This window comes from Myxococcus sp. CA051A (genome assembly GCF_013336705.1).
Lineage (GTDB): Bacteria > Myxococcota > Myxococcia > Myxococcales > Myxococcaceae > Myxococcus > Myxococcus llanfairpwllgwyngyllgogerychwyrndrobwllllantysiliogogogochensis.
Window position 1 is genome coordinate 41,825 of the sequence record NZ_JABUMS010000015.1, and the last position, 16,879, is coordinate 58,703.

A 16,879-nucleotide genomic window follows, 5' to 3' on the forward strand; every position below is an offset into this window, starting at 1 on the left:
GGGCCCGCGAGCGCTCAGGCGCTTAGGATGGGTGCGCGATGTCCTCCGACGAGACCCCTCCCTACTGGTTGCTCATCTCCGTCCTCTTCAGCTCCCAGCCGCTGACGCCCTCGCTCGCCATGACGCTGCACCAGACGGCGTACGAGCTGCACGAGCGAGGCGAGGGCGCGAAGGACGTCGCCGGGGACATGCTGAGCGGCAAGGTGCGCAACCTGCGCAAGGACGTGGCGCTCGGCGGCATCGCCGGTCCTGCCTTCGAGGCGGACATCGAGACGGAGCGCGGCTCCGGCGTGGTGCGCTTCATCCTCACGCGCCAGGGCCTGGAGATGATGCGTCAGCAGCCCGCGACGCCTCCTCGCCCGAAGTACCTCAACTAAGGTGACGGGGGGCTGCTCGCCGGCTCTCTGGCTGCGCGAAGCGTCCCGTCGTCCCCACCTTCGAGTCACGGGCTGAGTGCACCCTCGAAGGAGCGACCCCATGGACCCGAAGGAGTATCTCCAGACGCCGCTCGGAATCCCCCTGGACCCCGAGAAGCAGAAGGACCCGGAGGCGGATGGAGACCGGGTGCCCGCCGAGGGGCGCGCCGAGTTCCTCAACGACATCACGGGGCAGGACGGCGGTCAGCGCACGGAGGTGGGCCATCCGTATGATGGCGCCGGGGACCTCCAGCAGGGCCAGCGCGCCGAGTACCTCAAGCGCGCCGAGCGCAAGACGACGAAGAAGCGCTAGCGACTAATCCAGCGACACCTTCGTGCGGTTGCCCATGTGGAAGATGGAGTTGCTCAGCGTCGCGGCGGACAGCTCCGCCAACTCCATCATCACCTTCTGCTCCTCCGCCTCCTTGGAGCCCGCCGCCGGCGTGGACGCGGCCTGCGCGCCGTCCGCGGAGCTGGCGTCCTTGGCGACGGGGGGACGGCCCACGGCCGACAGGTAGGAGTTCAGCAGCCCGCCGTGCGAGGAGCCGCCCACGGAGTTGAGCGCCGACTGCACCACGAGACCGCCCGTGGACATCAGCGGATCACCCGGGCGGTTCGCCGCCGACATCATGTTGTTGTTGTGCTGCTGCATCACCGCGCCGAAGCCCGCGCGCGAGGCCGCGGCGTTGGCCTGCGGCGTGGGGACCTGGACCCGAGGACCGGTGAGGTTGTTGATGCGGCTCATGGTGGGCTCCTTGGCAAACCGAGGGCGCACGAAGCGCGATTCTCGGAGGTCTGCACACATTATCGCCCGAAGCCCCGGGAAGTTGCGTCCGGGCGCGCGGAGCCTGCCCGCTGGCCAGAAAAACGACCGAAGGCCGCGGGCTTACGGGCAGGGTGCCCAGGTCCACGGCCTTCGGATGGATCAGCGGAAAAGGCGCCCGATTAGAACTGGTGGGCCTCGGTGGACTCGTGCAGGGCCAGGGTGCTGGCGGAGCCGCCGGAGATGACCTCGGCGACCTGGTCGAAGTAGCCGGTGCCGACCTCGCGCTGGTGACGCGTGGCGGTGTAGCCGTCCTTCTCCGAGCCGAACTCGCCCTGCTGGAACTCGCTGTAGGCCGCCATGCCGCGGTCCTTGTACTTGCGGGCCAGCTCGTACATCGAGTGGTTCAGCGCGTGGAAGCCGGCCAGGGTGACGAACTGGAACTTGTAGCCCATGGCGCCCAGCTCACGCTGGAACTTGGCGATGGTGGCGTCGTCCAGGTTCTTCTTCCAGTTGAAGGAAGGCGAGCAGTTGTAGGCCAGCATCTTGTTGGGGAACTTCGCGCGGATGGACTCGGCGAACTTCTTGGCCTGGGCGAGGTCCGGGGTGCTGGTCTCGCACCACACCAGGTCCGCGAAGGGCGCGTAGGCGAGGCCGCGGGCGATGGCGCAGTCGAGGCCGCCGTTGAGGCGGTAGAAGCCCTCGGAGGTGCGGCCGTTCTTGCGGTCGATGAAGGCGTGGTCGTACTCGTCCGAGTCGCTCATCAGCAGCTTGGCGCTGTCGGCGTCCGTGCGGGCGACGAGCAGGGTGGGCACGCCCATGACGTCGGCGGCGAGGCGCGCGGCGGTGAGGGTGCGGATGAAGTGGTTGGTGGGCACCAGGACCTTGCCGCCCATGTGGCCGCACTTCTTCTCGCTGGCGAGCTGGTCCTCGAAGTGGACGCCCGCGGCGCCGGCTTCAATCATGCTCTTCATCAGCTCGAAGGCGTTGAGCGGGCCGCCGAAGCCGGCCTCGGCGTCGGCGATGATAGGGGCGAACCAGTAGCGGTCGCTCTTGCCCTCGGCGTGGTCGATCTGGTCCGCGCGGCGCAGGGCGTTGTTGATCTTCTTCACCACGGTGGGGACGCTGTCCACCGGGTAGAGGCTCTGGTCCGGGTACATCTGCCCGGCGGAGTTCGCGTCGGCGGCGACCTGCCAGCCGGAGAGGTAGATGGCCTTCAGGCCCGCGCGGACCATCTGCACGGCCTGGTTGCCGGTGAGCGAGCCGAGCGCGTTGATGTAGTCCTCGGTGTGGAGCAGCTCCCACAGCCGCTTCGCGCCGACTTCCGCCAGCGTGTAGCTGATGGGCAGGGTGCCACGCAGCTTCAGCACGTCCTTGTCGGTGTAGTTGCGGGTGATGCCCTCGAAGCGTCGAGCGTGGAGCTTGGCGTGGGGAGTGGCATCCGGGGTCGTCGTGGTGGCGTCGTACATCGCAGGCTCCTCGGTGCGGCGGTGAAGGGTTGAAGAAGAACGAAAGGTTTCAGCGGGTGGCATCCAGCGCCGCGTAGGCGGGCAGGGTGAGGAAGTCCTCGAAGGTGGAGGCGGTGGACAGGCGCTCGAAGAGTTCGCGGGCGCGCGTCACGTGGTCGGCGCCGTAGCGCTGCTGGACGCCTTCGCGCTCCAGCTCGGCCATCTCCTCGGCGAGCAGCGCCTGGAACAGCGCGGTGGTCACCTTGCGGCCGTCGTCGAGCGGGGCGCCGTGGTGAATCCACTGCCAGACCTGGGCGCGGGAGATTTCGGCGGTGGCCGCGTCCTCCATCAGGTTGTAGAGGGGCACGCAGCCCAGGCCGCCCAGCCAGGCGGCGGTGTATTGGATGCCGACGCGGAGGTTGTGGCGCAGGCCCTCTTCGGTGCGCGTGCCGGAGGGGACCTTGAGCAGGTCGGCCTCGGTGATGCGGACGTCCTCGCGCTTGTTGGAGAGCTGGTTTTCGCCCTTCATGTTCGCGTCGAAGATGTCGCGAGCGAGGGCGACGAGGCCGGGGTGGGCGACCCACGTCCCGTCGTGGCCGTTCTTCACCTCGCGCAGCTTGTCGGCGCGGACCTTCTCGAGGACGGCCTCGTTGGCGGCGGCGTCACCCTTGATGGGGATGAACGCGGCCATGCCGCCCATGGCGTGGACGTTGCGGCGGTGGCACGTCTGGATGAGCAGTTGGGAGTAGGCGTTGAGGAACGCCTTGTCCATGGTGACCTGGCCGCGGTCCGGGAGGACGACGCTGGTGTCGGACTGGAGCGTCTTGATGAAGCTGAAGATGTAGTCCCAGCGGCCGCAGTTGAGGCCGGCGGAGTGCTCGCGCAGCTCGTGGAGGATTTCGTCCATCTCGAAGGCGGCGGGGAGCGTTTCGATGAGGACGGTGGCCTTGATGGTGCCGCGGGGGATTCCGAGGGTGTCCTGGGCGAGCAGGAACACGTCGTTCCAGAGGCGGGCCTCCAGGTGGCTCTGCATCTTCGGCAGGTAGAAGTAGGGGCCGGTGTTCCGCGCGAGCTGCTCGCGGACGTTGTGGAAGAAGAAGAGGCCGAAGTCGAAGAGGGAGCCGGAGATGGGCTTGCCGTCGATTTCGACGTGGCGCTCGGGCAGGTGCCAGCCGCGAGGACGCACGAAGAGGACGGCGGGCTTCTCGTTGAGGGCGTAGTGCTTGCCGCCGTCGGCGGTGAAGGAGATGCGGCGGCGGACGGCGTCGCGGAGGTTGAGCTGGCCGCGGACGACGTTGTCCCAGGTGGGGCTGTTGGCGTCCTCGAAGTCCGCCATGAAGACGTTCGCGCCGGAGTTGAGCGCGTTGATGATCATCTTCCGGTCCACGGGGCCGGTGATTTCGACGCGGCGGTCCTGGAGGTCCGGAGGCAGGGGAGCCACCGTCCAGTGGCCGTCCCGGATGGCCTTCGTTTCCGGCAGGAAGTGGGGACGCTCTCCCTTGCGCCAGGACGCCTGGACCGTCTTGCGGCGCTCCAGGAGGGCTTCACGGCGTTCGCCGAAGGCGCGGGCGAGGCGGGCGACGAAATCGAGGGCGGCCGGGGTGAGGACCTCGGCGTAATCGGGGTGCCACGGCCCCTTGACGGCCACGCCAGCGCTGAAGGCCGGGGTCTTCGAGGAGGGGGCATCCGCGGTCATCTCGACTCCTTGGCTTGCTGCGTTGTAAATCAGCTTCGACGGGTCGGAAAATGGATCTTCCGAGGGAGGAAAGGAAGTGTCGGTCAATTTGTGCCTGCTTGGCTGTAATGCTGTCAACACCCGCCGGATTAAATCTGTAAATCAACAGACTTGGCGCGGGTTTGGCGGGGAGGGGGCGGCGGGCGGAAGGGATGCAATCAGCGACGCCAGGGTGCGTAGGTAGGGATGAGGGTGCTTGACGCCAAGGGGGTTGCCCCTCTGGGGAGACAGGTCATGGACGCGATGAAGCGGTGCTCGGGATGCGCGGAGGAGATGAGGGCGGAAGCGGCGAAGTGCCCTCGCTGCGGGACGCGAGGGGAGCGGCTTCACCGGGGTGTGGAAGGACGGGCGCTGACGGGCGTGTGCGCGATGCTGGCTCGCGAGCTGGGCATCGACGTGGCGCTGGTCCGCGTGGCGCTCGTCATCGCCACCCTGTTCTCCGGCGGCACGCTGCCCCTCGTCTATCTGCTCCTCTGGGGCTTCACTCCTTCGTCTCCGGTGGGGCAGGCCCCGCTGCAGCGCACGATGGAGTGGCTGTCGGGACTCGGGCAGTCGGAAGCTTCTCGGGTCGAGCGCCGGGTTTGAGGGCGCGGATTCACGGGTCCGCGGCCACGGTAGACACGGCTCGCGGGCCCCTCGGCTCGGCGCGGGTCCCCCCCGTCGGCGGACGGGGCCCCCCACGCCGGCCGTCCCGCTCCCTTGCGGCACACGGCTCTCGTACACACCCTTCGGCTCATTTCGGTCCGCACCGAAACGTTCGTCCTCGGGGACCCGTAGAAGCTCCTCACCGCTTCGCACTCCATCCCGGACTGCACGGCGGTTCGAGGACTCCGGATGTCACCCCCTCTGGACCCCATCGCCGCCGCGACCCACCCGGACCCGTACCCCTTCTACGCGGACCTCGTCTCCCGACGACCCCTGTACTGGGATGACTCCCTTCGCCTGTGGGTCGCCTCCAGCTCGGAGGCCGTTCAGGCGGTGCTCACCCACCCCTCCTGTCGCGTCCGTCCTGTCTCCGAACCGGTTCCTCGCGCCCTGCTCGGGTCGGCTCCCGGCGAGGTGTTCCGACGCCTTGCTCGCATGAACGATGGCTCCTCTCACGCCTTCGCACGGCGCGCCCTCGTCGCGCTGCTGCGCACGTGGGAGCCGCCTCAGGTCATCGAGGTCTCCGGGCGCTGGACCCGACAGCTTTCGCTTTCGGCTCCGAGTCACACGCTGACCTTTCTGCTCCCGGTGTACGTGCTCGGTGAGCTGCTGGGGCTTTCCTCCGAGTCGCTCCCCCAGGTCGCCTCCTGGACGCGGGATTTCGTGCGCTGCATCGTTCCCGGCGCCCACCCGGACACCCTGGGGCCCGCGACCTTGGCCGCGCGGTCTCTGCTCTCGGTGTTTCGCTCCGCGCTGGAGGCCCAGCTCGCACCGGGCTCGTCCGGTGGCCCCCTGGCTGTGCTGGCCCATGAGACGGCCTCGCTGGGGCCCCAGGACTCCTCGGAGGTGGTGGTCGCCAATGCCATCGGTCTGCTCTTGCAGACGCATGACGCCACGGCGGGGTTGCTGGGGCAGGCCCTTCGCGCCCTGTTCACGGACTCCTCGCTGCTCATGGAGGTGCGGGACGACGTGTCGCTGCTTCCTTCGTTTCTCGACGAGGTGCTCCGGTTCGAATCCCCCGTCCAGAACACTCGACGGTTCCTGGCCGATGACGCCGTTGTCGCCGGACAGGCCATGGCCTCCGGGGATGCCGTGCTCGTCGTCCTCGCCGCCGCCAACCGTGACCCCGCCCTTCATCCGGAACCGCAGCGGTTCGACCTCCACCGGACACATCCCCGGGCGCTTGCTTTCGGCGCGGGCGCTCATGCCTGCCCTGGTGATGGGCTCGCGAAGTCCATGGCTCATGGCGCCCTCCTGACGCTGCTCTCTTCGGACCTTCGCGCGCTTCGGGCGGCCGTCCTCGGGGCTGCGTGGATGCCCTCGCTCAACTCTCGCATCCCCGTGTTCGCCGCTGCTGTCCTCCCGGAGGCTCAACCATGATTGCCGTCATCTTCGAGGCCCGGCTCAGCGCCGATGGACAGCGTGAGTACCTGGACCTGGCCGACCAGCTCCGGCCGCTCTTGGCTCGCATCGACGGCTTCATCTCCATCGAGCGCTTCCAGAGTCTGTCCTCGCCAGACCGGCTGCTCTCCCTCTCGTTCTGGCGGGACGAGGCCGCCGTCCAGCAATGGCGACAGCTCGAGGCCCACCGCGCCGCCCAGGCCCGGGGCCGGGAGTCCGTCTTCGCCGACTACCGCCTGCGCGTCGCCACGGTCCTTCGCGACTACGGACCCCACGAGCGCGAGCAGGCCCCCGACGACAGCCGACGGGCTCACGGCTGACACCCGGATTGCTCACGGAGCGACGGTCCACACACCTTCCGGGTGCCAACGGCTCCAGCCTGTTATTCGTGGGCTCACGGACACTTTTCGCCAGGAGCCCCGCGCGTGAGCACCCAGAACGTTCGCATCGAGAAGGACACCTTCGGCCCCATCGAAGTCCCCGCCGACCGCCTCTGGGGCGCGCAGACCCAGCGCAGCCTCCAGAACTTCGCCATCTCCACCGAGCGCATGCCCCCCGGCCTCATCCGCGCGCTCGTCCTCGTCAAGAAGGCCGCGGCCCTCGTCAACGTGGAGAACGGCGGCCTGGCTCGCGAGAAGGGCGATGCCATCGTCCGCGCCGCCGATGAAGTCCTCGACGGCAAACACGACGCCGAGTTCCCCTTGTCCGTCTGGCAGACCGGCAGCGGCACCCAGACGAACATGAACACCAACGAGGTGCTCGCCAACCGCGCCTCGGAGCTGCTCGGCGGAGAGCGCGGCGAGGGCCGCAAGGTCCACGCCAACGACGACGTCAACAAGGGCCAGAGCTCCAACGACGTCTTCCCCACCGCCATGAGCGTGGCCGCCGCCACCTCCATCGTCGAGTACGTCCTCCCCGAACTGAAGGCCCTGCGCGATGTCCTCGCCGACAAGTCCCGCGCCTTCATGGACGTCGTGAAGATTGGCCGCACCCACCTCCAGGACGCCACGCCCCTCACCCTGGGCCAGGAGCTGAGCGGCTACGTCGCCCAGCTGGACCTCGCGCGCTCGCACCTGGAGCGGACGCTGCCGCACCTGCATGAGCTCGCGCTGGGTGGCACCGCCGTCGGCACGGGCCTCAACGCTCCCAAGGGTTATGCCGAGCGCGTCGCGAAGGAGATTGCCCGCCTCACCGGCCTCGGCTTCGTCACCGCCCCCAACAAGTTCGAGGCGCTGGCCGCCAACGACGCGCTCGTCCAGGCCCACGGCGCCCTCAAGGGCCTGGCCGCCGTCCTCTTCAAGGTCGCCAACGACATCCGCTGGCTGTCCTCCGGCCCCCGCTCCGGCCTGGGCGAAATCACCATCCCGGAGAACGAGCCGGGCAGCTCCATCATGCCGGGCAAGGTGAACCCCACCCAGAGCGAAGCCCTCACCATGCTCTGCGCCCAGGTCATGGGCAACGACGTCGCCGTCTCCATCGGCGGCGCCTCCGGCAACTTCGAGCTCAACGTCTTCAAGCCCCTCATCATCCACAACGTCCTGCAGAGCTGCCGGCTGCTCGCGGACGGCATGCGCAGCTTCCGGCTCAACTGCGCCGTCGGCATCGAACCCAACCGCGCCCGCATCCAGGAGAACCTGGAGCGCAGCCTCATGCTCGTCACCGCCCTCAACCCGCACATCGGCTACGACAACGCCGCGAAAATCGCCAAGCAGGCCCACAAGGAAGGCAAGACGCTCAAGGAGGTCGCCGTGGCGCTGGGCCTGCTCACCTCCGAGCAGTTCGACCAATGGGTCCGCCCGGAGAAGATGACCGGCCTGTAGGCCGCCCGTGTCCTACACCTCGCCTGGACGCCCCACCGAGGGGCATCCGGGGGGCCATCCCCGTCCCAACCGTGGGCCAGCTCACGCTGCGGGAAGAACGAGCGGGCGCGAGGGCGACAGGACGATTAGGGTAGGAAAGCCATGAACGTCCCTTTCGTCATTGAGACCACGCACCGCGGCGAGCGGGCGTATGACCTGTACAGCCGGCTCCTCAAGGACCGCATCATCATGCTGGGCACGCCCGTCAACGACGACGTGGCCAACATCATCGTCGCCCAGCTGCTCTTCCTCGAGTCCGAGGACCCCGACAAGGGCATCAACCTCTACATCAACTCGCCCGGTGGCTCCGTCACGGCCGGCCTCGCCATCTATGACACCATGCAGTACGTGAAGTGTCCGGTGTCCACCATCTGCGTGGGACAGGCCGCCTCCATGGGCGCCCTCCTGCTGCTGGCCGGTGCCAAGGGCAAGCGCTACGCCCTGCCCAACAGCCGCATCATGATTCACCAGCCGCTCGGCGGCGCTCAGGGCCAGGCCACGGACATCGACATCCAGGCCAAGGAAATCCTCCGCCTGCGCAGCTACATCAACGGCCTCATCGTCAAGCACACGGGCCACACCGTCGAGCGCATCGAGAAGGACACCGAGCGCGACTACTTCATGAGCGCCGAGGATGCCCGCCAGTACGGCCTCATCGACGAAGTCGTGGAGAAGCAGCGCATCATCTCTCCGTCCCCGTCCGCGAAGTAACGGCGCGTCGTCGCACCGCCCCCGCTCTCGTGGCGGAGCGGGGGCCGGGTGGGTGCTTCGAGCCCGCCCGTTGATTCCGCCCCCCGCCGCGCGCAGGTCCTCCGCTGGTGCACCGAGCAGGCGCGAAACCCGCACGCCGCCGTGCCCGCTCCCTTGGCTGCGAGTGTCCTGGCCGATGCCCAAACTTGGACACATGTCCTGGCCCCGCTCGCGCACCCTCCGTCGACTCCTGCTGCCCGCCGCCATCCTGCTTGGAGTGGGCTGCGTGGGGCCCACCGGTCGCCCGCCCGTTCCCCCCTCCTCGGCCTCCGTGCAGGCGGAGCTGGGCGAGCGCGACGTCATCCAGGCCGGTGAGGAATACGCCCGCAACAACAGCTTCGTCCTGGCCCAGGCCGGCGAGGCCGTGGAGATCCGCCCCAACCTCTGGCGCATCCGCTTCGGCTTGAAGGACAAGCCCGGCCGGGGCGTGGAGCTGGAGTTCGACGAGATTGCCCGCCGGGTGACGCGCGCCCAGGAGATTGAAATCCTCCCGGGTTCCACCACCACCCCCGACAACGTCCCCGGACGGGGAGAGGACGTGCCCTCCGGCGGTCAGGGGCGAGGACCCGTCCCCTGACGCGGCCGGAGCCGGCCGCTACGGCAGCGCGGTGATGCGATTCAACGCCGGGGCGGGCAAGGGGCTCGCCGCGCTGCTGTGCGCCTTCAGGTAGGCCTCCATCGCGTCGCTGTCCACGGCGCCACCCAGCCGGTTCGTCCCCTCGGGGAGCACCTCGACGCCATCACCCCCACTCGCGAGGTAGTTGTTCGCGGTGACGCGGTACTCCGCCGTCAGGCTCACTGGCACGCCGTTGATCCGGATGGACGCCGGGTCGACGCGGTTTCCGATGGGCGCCGACGCGCTGAACGCATAGGTGAAGCCCGCCGACGGAAGCAGCATGATGGTGGCTCCCGACGGCTGCCACTGCCCCTCCAGCAGTTGCTCGATTTGCGCGCCCGTCAGCGTCAGGGTGACCAGGCTGTTGCCGAACGGCTGCGTGGTGAAGGCCTCGCCGTAGGTGACCTCTCCCTGGCCGATGTCCGCGCGCAGGCCGCCCGAGTTCATGAAGGCCACCTGCGCCCCACCCAGGTTCGCGGGCTTCGTCGCCTCCAACTGAGAGTCCGCGACGACGAAGCCCAGGGTGGACTGGCCCGCGGAGTCCGTCTGTGACCTGAGCGTCTGCGCCACCCAGCCGATGACCCGGTTGGCCCGCTGCTCGACGAGCCCCTGGTACTTCGTCACCAGCTCCTTCACCGCGCCGACCTCCTGCACGTCGCGAGTGACGATGACGTTGTTCGCTCGCGCCCCCACGACGTCGCCCGTCGCCTTGCTCAACGTCAGGTCGATGTCCGTGACGAGCCGCCCCATCGACGAGGCGCTCGTGACGACCTTGCCATCGATGACGCAGTTGTAGGCCTGATGCGTGTGGCCGCTGACGATGACATCCACCGCGTCGTTGAGGCCCTTGGCGATGCCCACGATGGCACCTGAGATGAGGCCGTCCGCACCCGCGCCCTTGCATTCGTTCACCAGCGAGCCCGGGGCCGGATTGCCGCCCTGGTGCACCACCACGATGATGGCTTCGATGCCCTGCTGCCGCAGCTCCGGCACCAGCGCGTTCACCGTCTGCACTTCGTCCTTGAAGGTGAGCCCCGCCACGCCCGTGGGGATGACGGCTTCCGGCGTGTTCTCCAACGTCATGCCGATGAAGGCCACCTTCACGCCCTCGAACTCGCGCACGTCGTAGCGGGGGAACAGCGTGCGGTCCACGCCCGTGGCCACGTTGGCCGCCAGGAACTTGAACTTCGCGCCCGGGAAGCCATCCCCGTCCAGGCAGCCATCCACCGGGTGGCAGCCGCCCGACTGCATGCGCAACAGCTCCGTGCTGCCCTCGTCGAACTCGTGGTTGCCCACCGCGACCAGGTCCAGGCCAATCAGGTTCATCGCCTCGATGGTGGGCTCGTCGTGGAAGAGCGCCGACACCAGCGGCGAGGCGCCGATGAGGTCTCCCGCCGCCACCACCACCGTGTTCGGATTGGTGGCCCGCAGGGCCGCGATGTGCCGGGCGAAGTACGTCACGCCGCCCGCGTTCACTCGCACCGGCCCACCGTCGGGGGCCACGCCCGCCAGAATCTGGCTCGCGGGCTCCTCGAGCTGCCCGTGGAAGTCATTGAACGCGAGCACCTGCACGCTCACCGTGGTGGGACCCGAGTCGGGAGTCCCCGCGTCGGGTCTCCCCGCGTCGGGCGCCCCCGCGTCGGGTGTCCCCGAGTCGGGTGTCCCCGCGTCGGGTGTCCCCGCGTCCGGAGGCGGCTGCAGGACGGGGTGCTGCTCGCAGCGCTTGTCGTCGCAGACCCACTCCTTTCCCTCGGCCGGTGTGCCGTTGTCTTCACGGCAGTCGGCGGCGTCCTGGCACTCGTCACCTCCGCAGCCGCCATGGGCGAAGAGGAACATGCCGGTGACAAACGCTCCGGCGAGCAGGAAGACGCTGGGGCGCGCTCCCGGAAGTGACGAGCGCGGTGTGGCTTGAGGCATCGACGGAACTCCAACGAACGGGGAGGGGGAGCCTACTCAGGTTCGTGGAGGATGGCGCGCCCTTCATGGCGGCACGGTGAAGCTCGCGCCTCGACTTCGTCTCGACACGGGGTTGCGACTCATCGCCCTGCTTCAAGGAGCGGGTGGCGGCGCCTCGCCGCCGCACAGCAGCAACTCCGCGGGCCCCCCGGTGCGGCCCACGAGGACGGCGACCTGTCCGTGGGCGCGGCCGAAGCGCTCCGCCTCCGCGCGGGGCAGGCCCGGCACGAAGAGGCTCTGCTCGGACCAGCTCCCGTCCTCCGCCTCACCGATGGCGGGCGCCACCACCCAGCCGCCCGCGATGAGCTGGGAGGTCAGCCGCTCCTGCGCGCGCTGGTTCTCGTCCTTGCCCCGAGGGCGCGAACCCGGATTCCAGGCTGTCAGGAAGGCCCACTCCCGATGCCCCCGTGCCGCCAGGGCGGCGTCGAGGGCGGGGTGCAGCCTTCCAACTCGCAGCACCTGCTCCACGCCTTCCGTGGAACCATGGGGGCGAATGACATACCGCGTCGCCCGGTAGGCTCCCAGCAACCGCTCCTGGTCGAGCTGTCTCATCGCCTCATTCTCGCGTTGCCGACACCCCGCTGTCAGCCCCGGGGGCGACAGGTTCTGGCAAAAAGGTGTCTGGATATTCCCGGTGAATGTTCAGAACCCCTCAACGTCGGGAGCCCTCGCAACGTTCCAATGAGGGGGCGTTTGGACGTGGGGCGGATCCAGATGATGCGTCGTGCCGTGGTCGTCGCCGCGCTGTGCGGGGGCTTGGGGGGGACCGGCTGTGTTTCGGTGAGTCATGTCCAGACAGCCGACACGCTGGGCGCGGGCAAGTTCCAGTTCGCCATCGAGCCGGGCGTCGGGGGCGCCGCCGTCATTGGTGAGAGCGGGGCGGCTGGCATCTACTATCCACACATCGACCTCGCGGCGCGCTTCGGCGTGACGGAGCGCGTGGACCTGGGCGTGCGCTTCGGCTCGTCGTTGGCCGAACTCCAGTCGAAGTTCCTGCTCACCACCCCCGATGACCCGAACCTGGCCATCTCCCTGGCGCCCTCGGTGATGGGCGTCTTCCTGGGGAACGTCGACGACGCCATTGGCAGCTACGTCAACGTGGCGGTGCCCCTGCTGGTGGGCTTCAAGACGGCGGGTGGCTCGGAGCTGGTGCTGGGGCCTCGCGTGTCCGCGACGCGAATCGCCGCGGGCAGCTCCACCGAAAACGCGGCGGTAAATCTCCTGAGCGTGGGCGCCTCGGTGGGCTACGCGCTGCGCGTCACCGAGGGTTTCCGGCTGATGCCCGAGGTGGGCATCTCCGTCCCCATCGTCGGTGAGTTCAACACCACGGATTCCAGCTCGGAGCTGGGCGCGGGCTTCGAGGGAGGCTTCGTCCAGTTCAAGCTGGGCTTCCTCTTCGGCCGCGGTCGTTCCATCCGGCGCGACGTGCGGGACTACAACACCGCCGACTCGAGCGACGTCGACATCTGACGTGGCTTCCCTTCGGGCCCGGGCAACGGCTGTCCTGGGCTCGGTGGGTGGATGATGGTCCTTGTCTCTGGGTGTGGGGCGCGCGCCCGTCCTTCTTCCGCTAACCTGCCCGGCTCCGGGCGTGCAGGGTCCGGTCAGAAAGAGGCTCGAGATGGACTCGGTGGATGCGCGGCTGGAGCGACTGGAGCGCCGCTGTCGGCGGTTGCAGGGACTCACCTTCTCGGCGCTCGCGCTGGCGGGAGTGGGGCTGGGCACCGCGGCGTTGAAGCCCGCGCCGACGCTGGGGGGAGAGCTGGTGGCCTCGCGCCTGGTGCTCAACGATGCCCAGGGCCAGCGCCGGGCCTCGCTGGGGCTGGATGACTCGGGCGCCGCGGGGCTGGTGCTCCATGACGGCGCGGGACGTCCGCGCGCCTTGCTGGGCGTGGCGGTGGATGGCTCGCCCCGGCTGCGCTTCTCCACGGCCGGGGGCGAGTCCCTGGCCGAACTCACCGTGTACTCGGATGAAGCGCCGCGCCTGACGCTGTCCAAGCCCGGTGGCGTGGACCTGTTCGCGGTGGGGCTCCAGGTGGACGGCTCCTCGCGGCTGGAGCTGGCGGACGCGGACGGGCGGCCTCGCGCGATTCTGGGCGCGGATGAGCACGGCTCGCCGGGGCTGATGCTGGTGGACCGCCGGGGTCAGCCTCGCGTGGAGCTGAAGGTGAGCCCCGCCGACGGCGCCAGCCTGCGCGTGGAGGGCCGCGACGGCGAGGTCTTCCAGGCGCCCGCCGTCCTGCAGTGACGCCACGTCACTGCTGGGGCGGAACGATTCTGTAGCCGCGTTGCAGGAGCGGGGCGAGGCGGTCGGAGATGTCCCAGGACTCCACCACCTTGCCGTCGCGCATCCGGTAGAGCGAGTGGCCGTTCAGCGCGAGGGGACGGGGCTTGCCCGTGTCGTCCGGGTGCTTCACGTCCGTGCCCTCGGCCTTCCAGTGCACCAGCACCATGTCTCCGTCCGCCACCACGTGGAGGACGTCGAAGCGCAGGTCCGGGAAGGCCTGGAACGTTGCCTCGGCCTGCTGGCGCACGGCGGCCGGGCCCACCACGTCCGTGGGCGCTCCCGTGGAGTGGTCCACGTAGTCCTCGGAGAACAGCTCCGCGACGCGGTCCAGCTTGCGCAGGTTGTAGAGCTCCTCGGTGAGCAGTCGCGCCTGCTGGCGGTTCTGCTCCTCCAGCGCGGCGGCGCGCTCCACCGGAGACACGGACGCACACGCGGACAGCATTCCGAGCACGCAGAGCCACATCGTCGTCGTGGGGCTTTTCATGGCCTGGGAAGCTGCGCAGCGCCGCCCAGGCCGTCAGCCCCCCGAGGTCCCCGAGTGTTCACCGCACATCAGGGCGACAGGTGCCCCAGGCCGATAGGCGAGGCGAGGCAGCTGTCCGGAATGCCGAAGGCATCCACCAGCGCCACCGCGTCCGGACGCAACTCCGTGCAGAGCTTCACGACCTCCTTGCGGATGGCCAGGGCCTTGTTGCCCTCCATGAGCCCGTTCTCCTGGAACCAGCCGCTCGACGACTCCAGGCACGACAGGCCATAGAGGTCGCACAGCCGTCCCAGGACGACCTTGAGCCCCTCGTCCTTCACCGCCGCCACGCCGTGGAGGAACTGCTCTAGCACCACCCGCTCGATGTGCGCGTGCGCCAGCGCGACCAGGTGTGCCTGGACCTGGTTGAAGGCGCTGAACGCCTCCACGCCCGCGGACATCCGCTTGCGCAGCCGCTTCGCCACCGAGGCCAGCAGGTCCTCCTCGCGGTAGCGCAGGAGCCGGAGCTGGAAGTCGCCGTCGCGCAGGTGCTCGCTGCCGGTGCGCCGCGTCGCGATGGGGTTTCGGTCCGCCACCGACGTCGCCCTGTCGGCGATGAGCTTGAGCACCGCGAAGACGCGGTCATCCTCGAAGCGCTGCCGGTAGTCCGTCAGCAGGCTCTTGGCGACCAGTTGCATCAGCACCGTGTTGTCGCCCTCGAACGTCGTGAAGATGTCCGTGTCCGCCTTCAATCCTGGCAGCCGGTTGGCTTCCAGATAACCCTGGCCTCCGCACGCCTCGCGCGCCTCCTGGAGCACCGCCGTCACGTTCCACGAGGCATACGCCTTGAGACCCGCCGCCAGGGCCTCCACCTCCATGGAGTCCTCCTCGGTGCGCTTCACGTAGCGCTCCACCAGGTACTCCAGCGCGAAGTCGAGCGCGTACGTCTTCGCCAGCGGCCTCAGCAGGCGCAACTGGTGCGTCTGGTGGTCCAACAGCCGGACTTCCGTTGCGCCCGGAGGACCGAACTGCCGGCGCAAGTCCGCGTAGCGCACGGCGATGGTCAGCCCGCTCTTGGCCCCGCTCAGCGACGCGCACGCCACGCTCACCCGCCCCGCGACGAGCGTGCCCAGCATGGTGAAGAAGCGACGCCCGTCGCTGGAGATGGAGCTGGTGTACTCGCCGTCGGCGCTCACCTGGCCGAAGCGGTCCAGCAGGTTCTCCCGAGGCACCCGCACGTGGTCGAACCAGATGCGGCCGTTGTCCACGCCGTTGAGCCCCATCTTCCGGCCGCAGTCCTCGATGCGCACTCCGGGCAGCAGCCTGCCGCGCTCATCGCGCAGGGGCACCAGGAGGGCGTGCACGCCCAGGCCCTTGCCGCCCACCTCCAGCTGCGCGAACACCGTGGCGATGCGGCCGTGGACCGCGGCGTTGCCAATCCACTCCTTGCGCGCGGAGTCCGACGGCGTGTGGACGAGGAAGTTCCCGGCCTCCGCGTCGTAGCGCGCCACCGTCTCCACGTCGCGCACGTTGGAGCCGTGGCCCAGCTCGCTCATGGCGAAACAGCCGGGCAATTCCAGCGTGGCGACCTTTGGCAGGTACTCGCGGTGGTGCCGCTCCGTGCCGAGGAAGAGGATGCTCGCGCCGAACAGGCCGAAGTGGACACCCGCCTTCACCACGAGGCTCATGTCGAAGAACGCCAGCGTCTCGAACGCGGCGATGAAGGCGCCCAGGTCCGCGCCCGCCTCGTCACCTTCCGGGAAGGCGATGCGGCCCAGTCCCTCGTCCGCCAGTTGCTTGAGCCAGTCGAAGACCTGCTCGCGCTGCTTCGCCGTGTCCTGCGTGGGCTGCTGGCGGAAGGCCGGGTCCTCCAGCCACGTGCGCACCTTCGAGCGGACCTCTGGGTACTTGCGGTCCAGCACCGCGCGCAGTGCCTCCGGGGCGAAGGACGTGGGCTCCGTGGGGCCGATGCGGCGTGGCTCGTGCGCGGCGGAGGGGACGAGGGCGCGCACGGCGTCCCGGCTGGAGACACCCAGCACCGCCTCCACGGAGGCCAGCGCGCGCACCAGTTCGGGGACGGACGGGGGCAGCTCCTTCGTGCCGGAGACCAGCTCGGCCAGCTTCGCGCCCAGCTCCGCGAGGCTGTCCTGGGGACTGAGGGCCAGTCGCGTGGCGGCGGCGCGGATGTGCTCGCGCACCAGCGCCAGCTCGTTGGAGGTGGGCGGCAGCAGCGGGTCCAACCAGCGCGCGAGCACGGAGGTGGAGCGCAGGTCCAGCCAGGGCTGGGCGCGGGCCGCGTTGCCGAGCATCCGTATCTCCGCGGGTGTCAGCTCTCCGTCCGTCCAGGCCACGTACAGCATGGGCACCAGCGGCGCGAGGCGCGGCAGCGACAGCAGCTCCTTCGCGGTTGGACGAATCTCTTCCACCATAAGTCGACACTCCAGCAGGCGAGGGAACGGGCGCAGTGTGGACAGCATGGCGCCGGGCGGCAATGGGAGAGAGCACTCGGCTGTCGGGCAGGCGGGCGGGCCCTGCATGCC

17 protein-coding genes are annotated in these 16,879 nt (G+C 69.2%); 10 read left to right on the top strand and 7 right to left on the bottom strand.

The genetic code is table 11. The features are described 5' to 3' along the window. Positions 1-38 precede the first annotated feature (38 nt). Both HUA74_RS33960 and HUA74_RS33965 read left to right on the top strand, forming a co-directional pair. Positions 39-377 carry a hypothetical protein gene (locus tag HUA74_RS33960; protein WP_141647275.1) on the top strand — a complete coding sequence of 113 codons (339 nt, stop codon included), beginning with the start codon at positions 39-41 and terminating at the stop codon, positions 375-377. A 100-nt stretch (positions 378-477) separates the two neighbouring features. Further along, positions 478-729 (top strand): hypothetical protein, encoded by a 252-nt coding sequence (locus tag HUA74_RS33965; RefSeq protein ID WP_141647274.1) that lies wholly within the window; start codon positions 478-480, stop codon positions 727-729. 3 nt (positions 730-732) lie between these two features. Here the strand turns inward: HUA74_RS33965 and HUA74_RS33970 are convergent, their stop codons facing one another. The 3 genes from HUA74_RS33970 to aceB all read right to left on the bottom strand — a co-directional run bounded on the left by HUA74_RS33970 (position 733) and on the right by aceB (position 4,323). Beyond that, positions 733-1,161: a hypothetical protein gene (locus HUA74_RS33970; protein ID WP_141647273.1), complete on the bottom strand. Its 429-nt coding sequence runs from the start codon at positions 1,159-1,161 to the stop codon at positions 733-735. A 200-nt stretch (positions 1,162-1,361) separates the two neighbouring features. Continuing rightward, positions 1,362-2,648 carry an isocitrate lyase gene (gene aceA / locus HUA74_RS33975; RefSeq protein ID WP_174457883.1) on the bottom strand — a complete coding sequence of 429 codons (1,287 nt, stop codon included), beginning with the start codon at positions 2,646-2,648 and terminating at the stop codon, positions 1,362-1,364. 49 nt (positions 2,649-2,697) lie between these two features. Next, positions 2,698-4,323 carry a malate synthase A gene (aceB, locus tag HUA74_RS33980; RefSeq protein ID WP_174457884.1) on the bottom strand — a complete coding sequence of 542 codons (1,626 nt, stop codon included), beginning with the start codon at positions 4,321-4,323 and terminating at the stop codon, positions 2,698-2,700. 273 nt (positions 4,324-4,596) lie between these two features. On the opposite strand from aceB, the gene HUA74_RS33985 reads away from it, so the two are divergent. The 6 genes from HUA74_RS33985 to HUA74_RS34010 all read left to right on the top strand — a co-directional run bounded on the left by HUA74_RS33985 (position 4,597) and on the right by HUA74_RS34010 (position 9,594). Continuing rightward, positions 4,597-4,947, top strand: a complete 351-nt coding sequence (locus tag HUA74_RS33985) for a PspC domain-containing protein (RefSeq protein ID WP_246137195.1) — start codon at positions 4,597-4,599, stop codon at positions 4,945-4,947. Positions 4,948-5,196: 249 nt separating this feature from the next. Further along, a complete protein-coding gene (locus HUA74_RS33990) occupies positions 5,197-6,387 on the top strand; it encodes a cytochrome P450 (protein ID WP_174457885.1) in 1,191 nt (396 codons plus the stop codon). Next, positions 6,384-6,728 carry an antibiotic biosynthesis monooxygenase gene (locus HUA74_RS46720; RefSeq protein ID WP_141642949.1) on the top strand — a complete coding sequence of 115 codons (345 nt, stop codon included), beginning with the start codon at positions 6,384-6,386 and terminating at the stop codon, positions 6,726-6,728. Before HUA74_RS33990 ends, HUA74_RS46720 begins: the two co-directional genes overlap by 4 nt. A gap of 105 nt (positions 6,729-6,833) precedes the next feature. Continuing rightward, entirely contained in the window at positions 6,834-8,228 is a 1,395-nt protein-coding gene (gene fumC, locus HUA74_RS34000; RefSeq protein ID WP_174457886.1) for a class II fumarate hydratase, read from the top strand. A 141-nt stretch (positions 8,229-8,369) separates the two neighbouring features. After that, a complete protein-coding gene (gene clpP, locus HUA74_RS34005; RefSeq protein ID WP_141642951.1) occupies positions 8,370-8,978 on the top strand; it encodes an ATP-dependent Clp endopeptidase proteolytic subunit ClpP in 609 nt (202 codons plus the stop codon). A 193-nt stretch (positions 8,979-9,171) separates the two neighbouring features. Then, positions 9,172-9,594: a hypothetical protein gene (locus tag HUA74_RS34010; RefSeq protein ID WP_174457887.1), complete on the top strand. Its 423-nt coding sequence runs from the start codon at positions 9,172-9,174 to the stop codon at positions 9,592-9,594. Positions 9,595-9,612: 18 nt separating this feature from the next. Here HUA74_RS34010 and HUA74_RS34015 read toward each other — a convergent pair whose 3' ends face one another. Then, positions 9,613-11,550, bottom strand: coding sequence for a bifunctional UDP-sugar hydrolase/5'-nucleotidase (locus HUA74_RS34015; protein WP_174457888.1), 1,938 nt, complete (start codon positions 11,548-11,550; stop codon positions 9,613-9,615). Positions 11,551-11,682: 132 nt separating this feature from the next. Beyond that, entirely contained in the window at positions 11,683-12,141 is a 459-nt protein-coding gene (locus tag HUA74_RS34020; RefSeq protein ID WP_141642953.1) for a DUF3293 domain-containing protein, read from the bottom strand. 162 nt (positions 12,142-12,303) lie between these two features. Between HUA74_RS34020 and HUA74_RS34025 the strand changes: the two genes are divergently transcribed. Together HUA74_RS34025 and HUA74_RS34030 are read left to right on the top strand one after the other, a co-directional pair. Continuing rightward, a complete protein-coding gene (locus HUA74_RS34025; protein ID WP_174457889.1) occupies positions 12,304-13,059 on the top strand; it encodes a hypothetical protein in 756 nt (251 codons plus the stop codon). A 151-nt stretch (positions 13,060-13,210) separates the two neighbouring features. After that, entirely contained in the window at positions 13,211-13,837 is a 627-nt protein-coding gene (locus HUA74_RS34030; RefSeq protein ID WP_174457890.1) for a hypothetical protein, read from the top strand. A 7-nt stretch (positions 13,838-13,844) separates the two neighbouring features. On the opposite strand, the gene HUA74_RS34035 is transcribed toward HUA74_RS34030, so the two are convergent. Both HUA74_RS34035 and HUA74_RS34040 read right to left on the bottom strand, forming a co-directional pair. Next, positions 13,845-14,360, bottom strand: coding sequence for an ester cyclase (locus HUA74_RS34035; protein ID WP_174457891.1), 516 nt, complete (start codon positions 14,358-14,360; stop codon positions 13,845-13,847). Between the two features lie 68 nt (positions 14,361-14,428). After that, entirely contained in the window at positions 14,429-16,768 is a 2,340-nt protein-coding gene (locus HUA74_RS34040; RefSeq protein ID WP_141642957.1) for an acyl-CoA dehydrogenase, read from the bottom strand. Positions 16,769-16,879 lie beyond the last annotated feature (111 nt).

Bases quoted from the DNA above. Each gene is read 5' to 3' on its own strand.
- HUA74_RS33970 (WP_141647273.1), bottom strand. From the start codon at position 1,161: ATGAGCCGCATCAACAACCTCACCGGTCCTCGGGTCCAGGTCCCCACG.
- HUA74_RS34020 (WP_141642953.1), bottom strand. From the start codon at position 12,141: ATGAGACAGCTCGACCAGGAGCGGTTGCTGGGAGCCTACCGGGCGACG.
- HUA74_RS33965 (WP_141647274.1), top strand. From the start codon at position 478: ATGGACCCGAAGGAGTATCTCCAGACGCCGCTCGGAATCCCCCTGGAC.
- aceB (WP_174457884.1), bottom strand. From the start codon at position 4,323: ATGACCGCGGATGCCCCCTCCTCGAAGACCCCGGCCTTCAGCGCTGGC.
- HUA74_RS46720 (WP_141642949.1), top strand. From the start codon at position 6,384: ATGATTGCCGTCATCTTCGAGGCCCGGCTCAGCGCCGATGGACAGCGT.
- HUA74_RS34040 (WP_141642957.1), bottom strand. From the start codon at position 16,768: ATGGTGGAAGAGATTCGTCCAACCGCGAAGGAGCTGCTGTCGCTGCCG.
- clpP (WP_141642951.1), top strand. From the start codon at position 8,370: ATGAACGTCCCTTTCGTCATTGAGACCACGCACCGCGGCGAGCGGGCG.
- aceA (WP_174457883.1), bottom strand. From the start codon at position 2,648: ATGTACGACGCCACCACGACGACCCCGGATGCCACTCCCCACGCCAAG.
- HUA74_RS34030 (WP_174457890.1), top strand. From the start codon at position 13,211: ATGGACTCGGTGGATGCGCGGCTGGAGCGACTGGAGCGCCGCTGTCGG.
- HUA74_RS33960 (WP_141647275.1), top strand. From the start codon at position 39: ATGTCCTCCGACGAGACCCCTCCCTACTGGTTGCTCATCTCCGTCCTC.
- HUA74_RS33985 (WP_246137195.1), top strand. From the start codon at position 4,597: ATGGACGCGATGAAGCGGTGCTCGGGATGCGCGGAGGAGATGAGGGCG.
- HUA74_RS34025 (WP_174457889.1), top strand. From the start codon at position 12,304: ATGATGCGTCGTGCCGTGGTCGTCGCCGCGCTGTGCGGGGGCTTGGGG.
- HUA74_RS34035 (WP_174457891.1), bottom strand. From the start codon at position 14,360: ATGAAAAGCCCCACGACGACGATGTGGCTCTGCGTGCTCGGAATGCTG.
- HUA74_RS33990 (WP_174457885.1), top strand. From the start codon at position 5,197: ATGTCACCCCCTCTGGACCCCATCGCCGCCGCGACCCACCCGGACCCG.
- HUA74_RS34010 (WP_174457887.1), top strand. From the start codon at position 9,172: ATGTCCTGGCCCCGCTCGCGCACCCTCCGTCGACTCCTGCTGCCCGCC.
- HUA74_RS34015 (WP_174457888.1), bottom strand. From the start codon at position 11,550: ATGCCTCAAGCCACACCGCGCTCGTCACTTCCGGGAGCGCGCCCCAGC.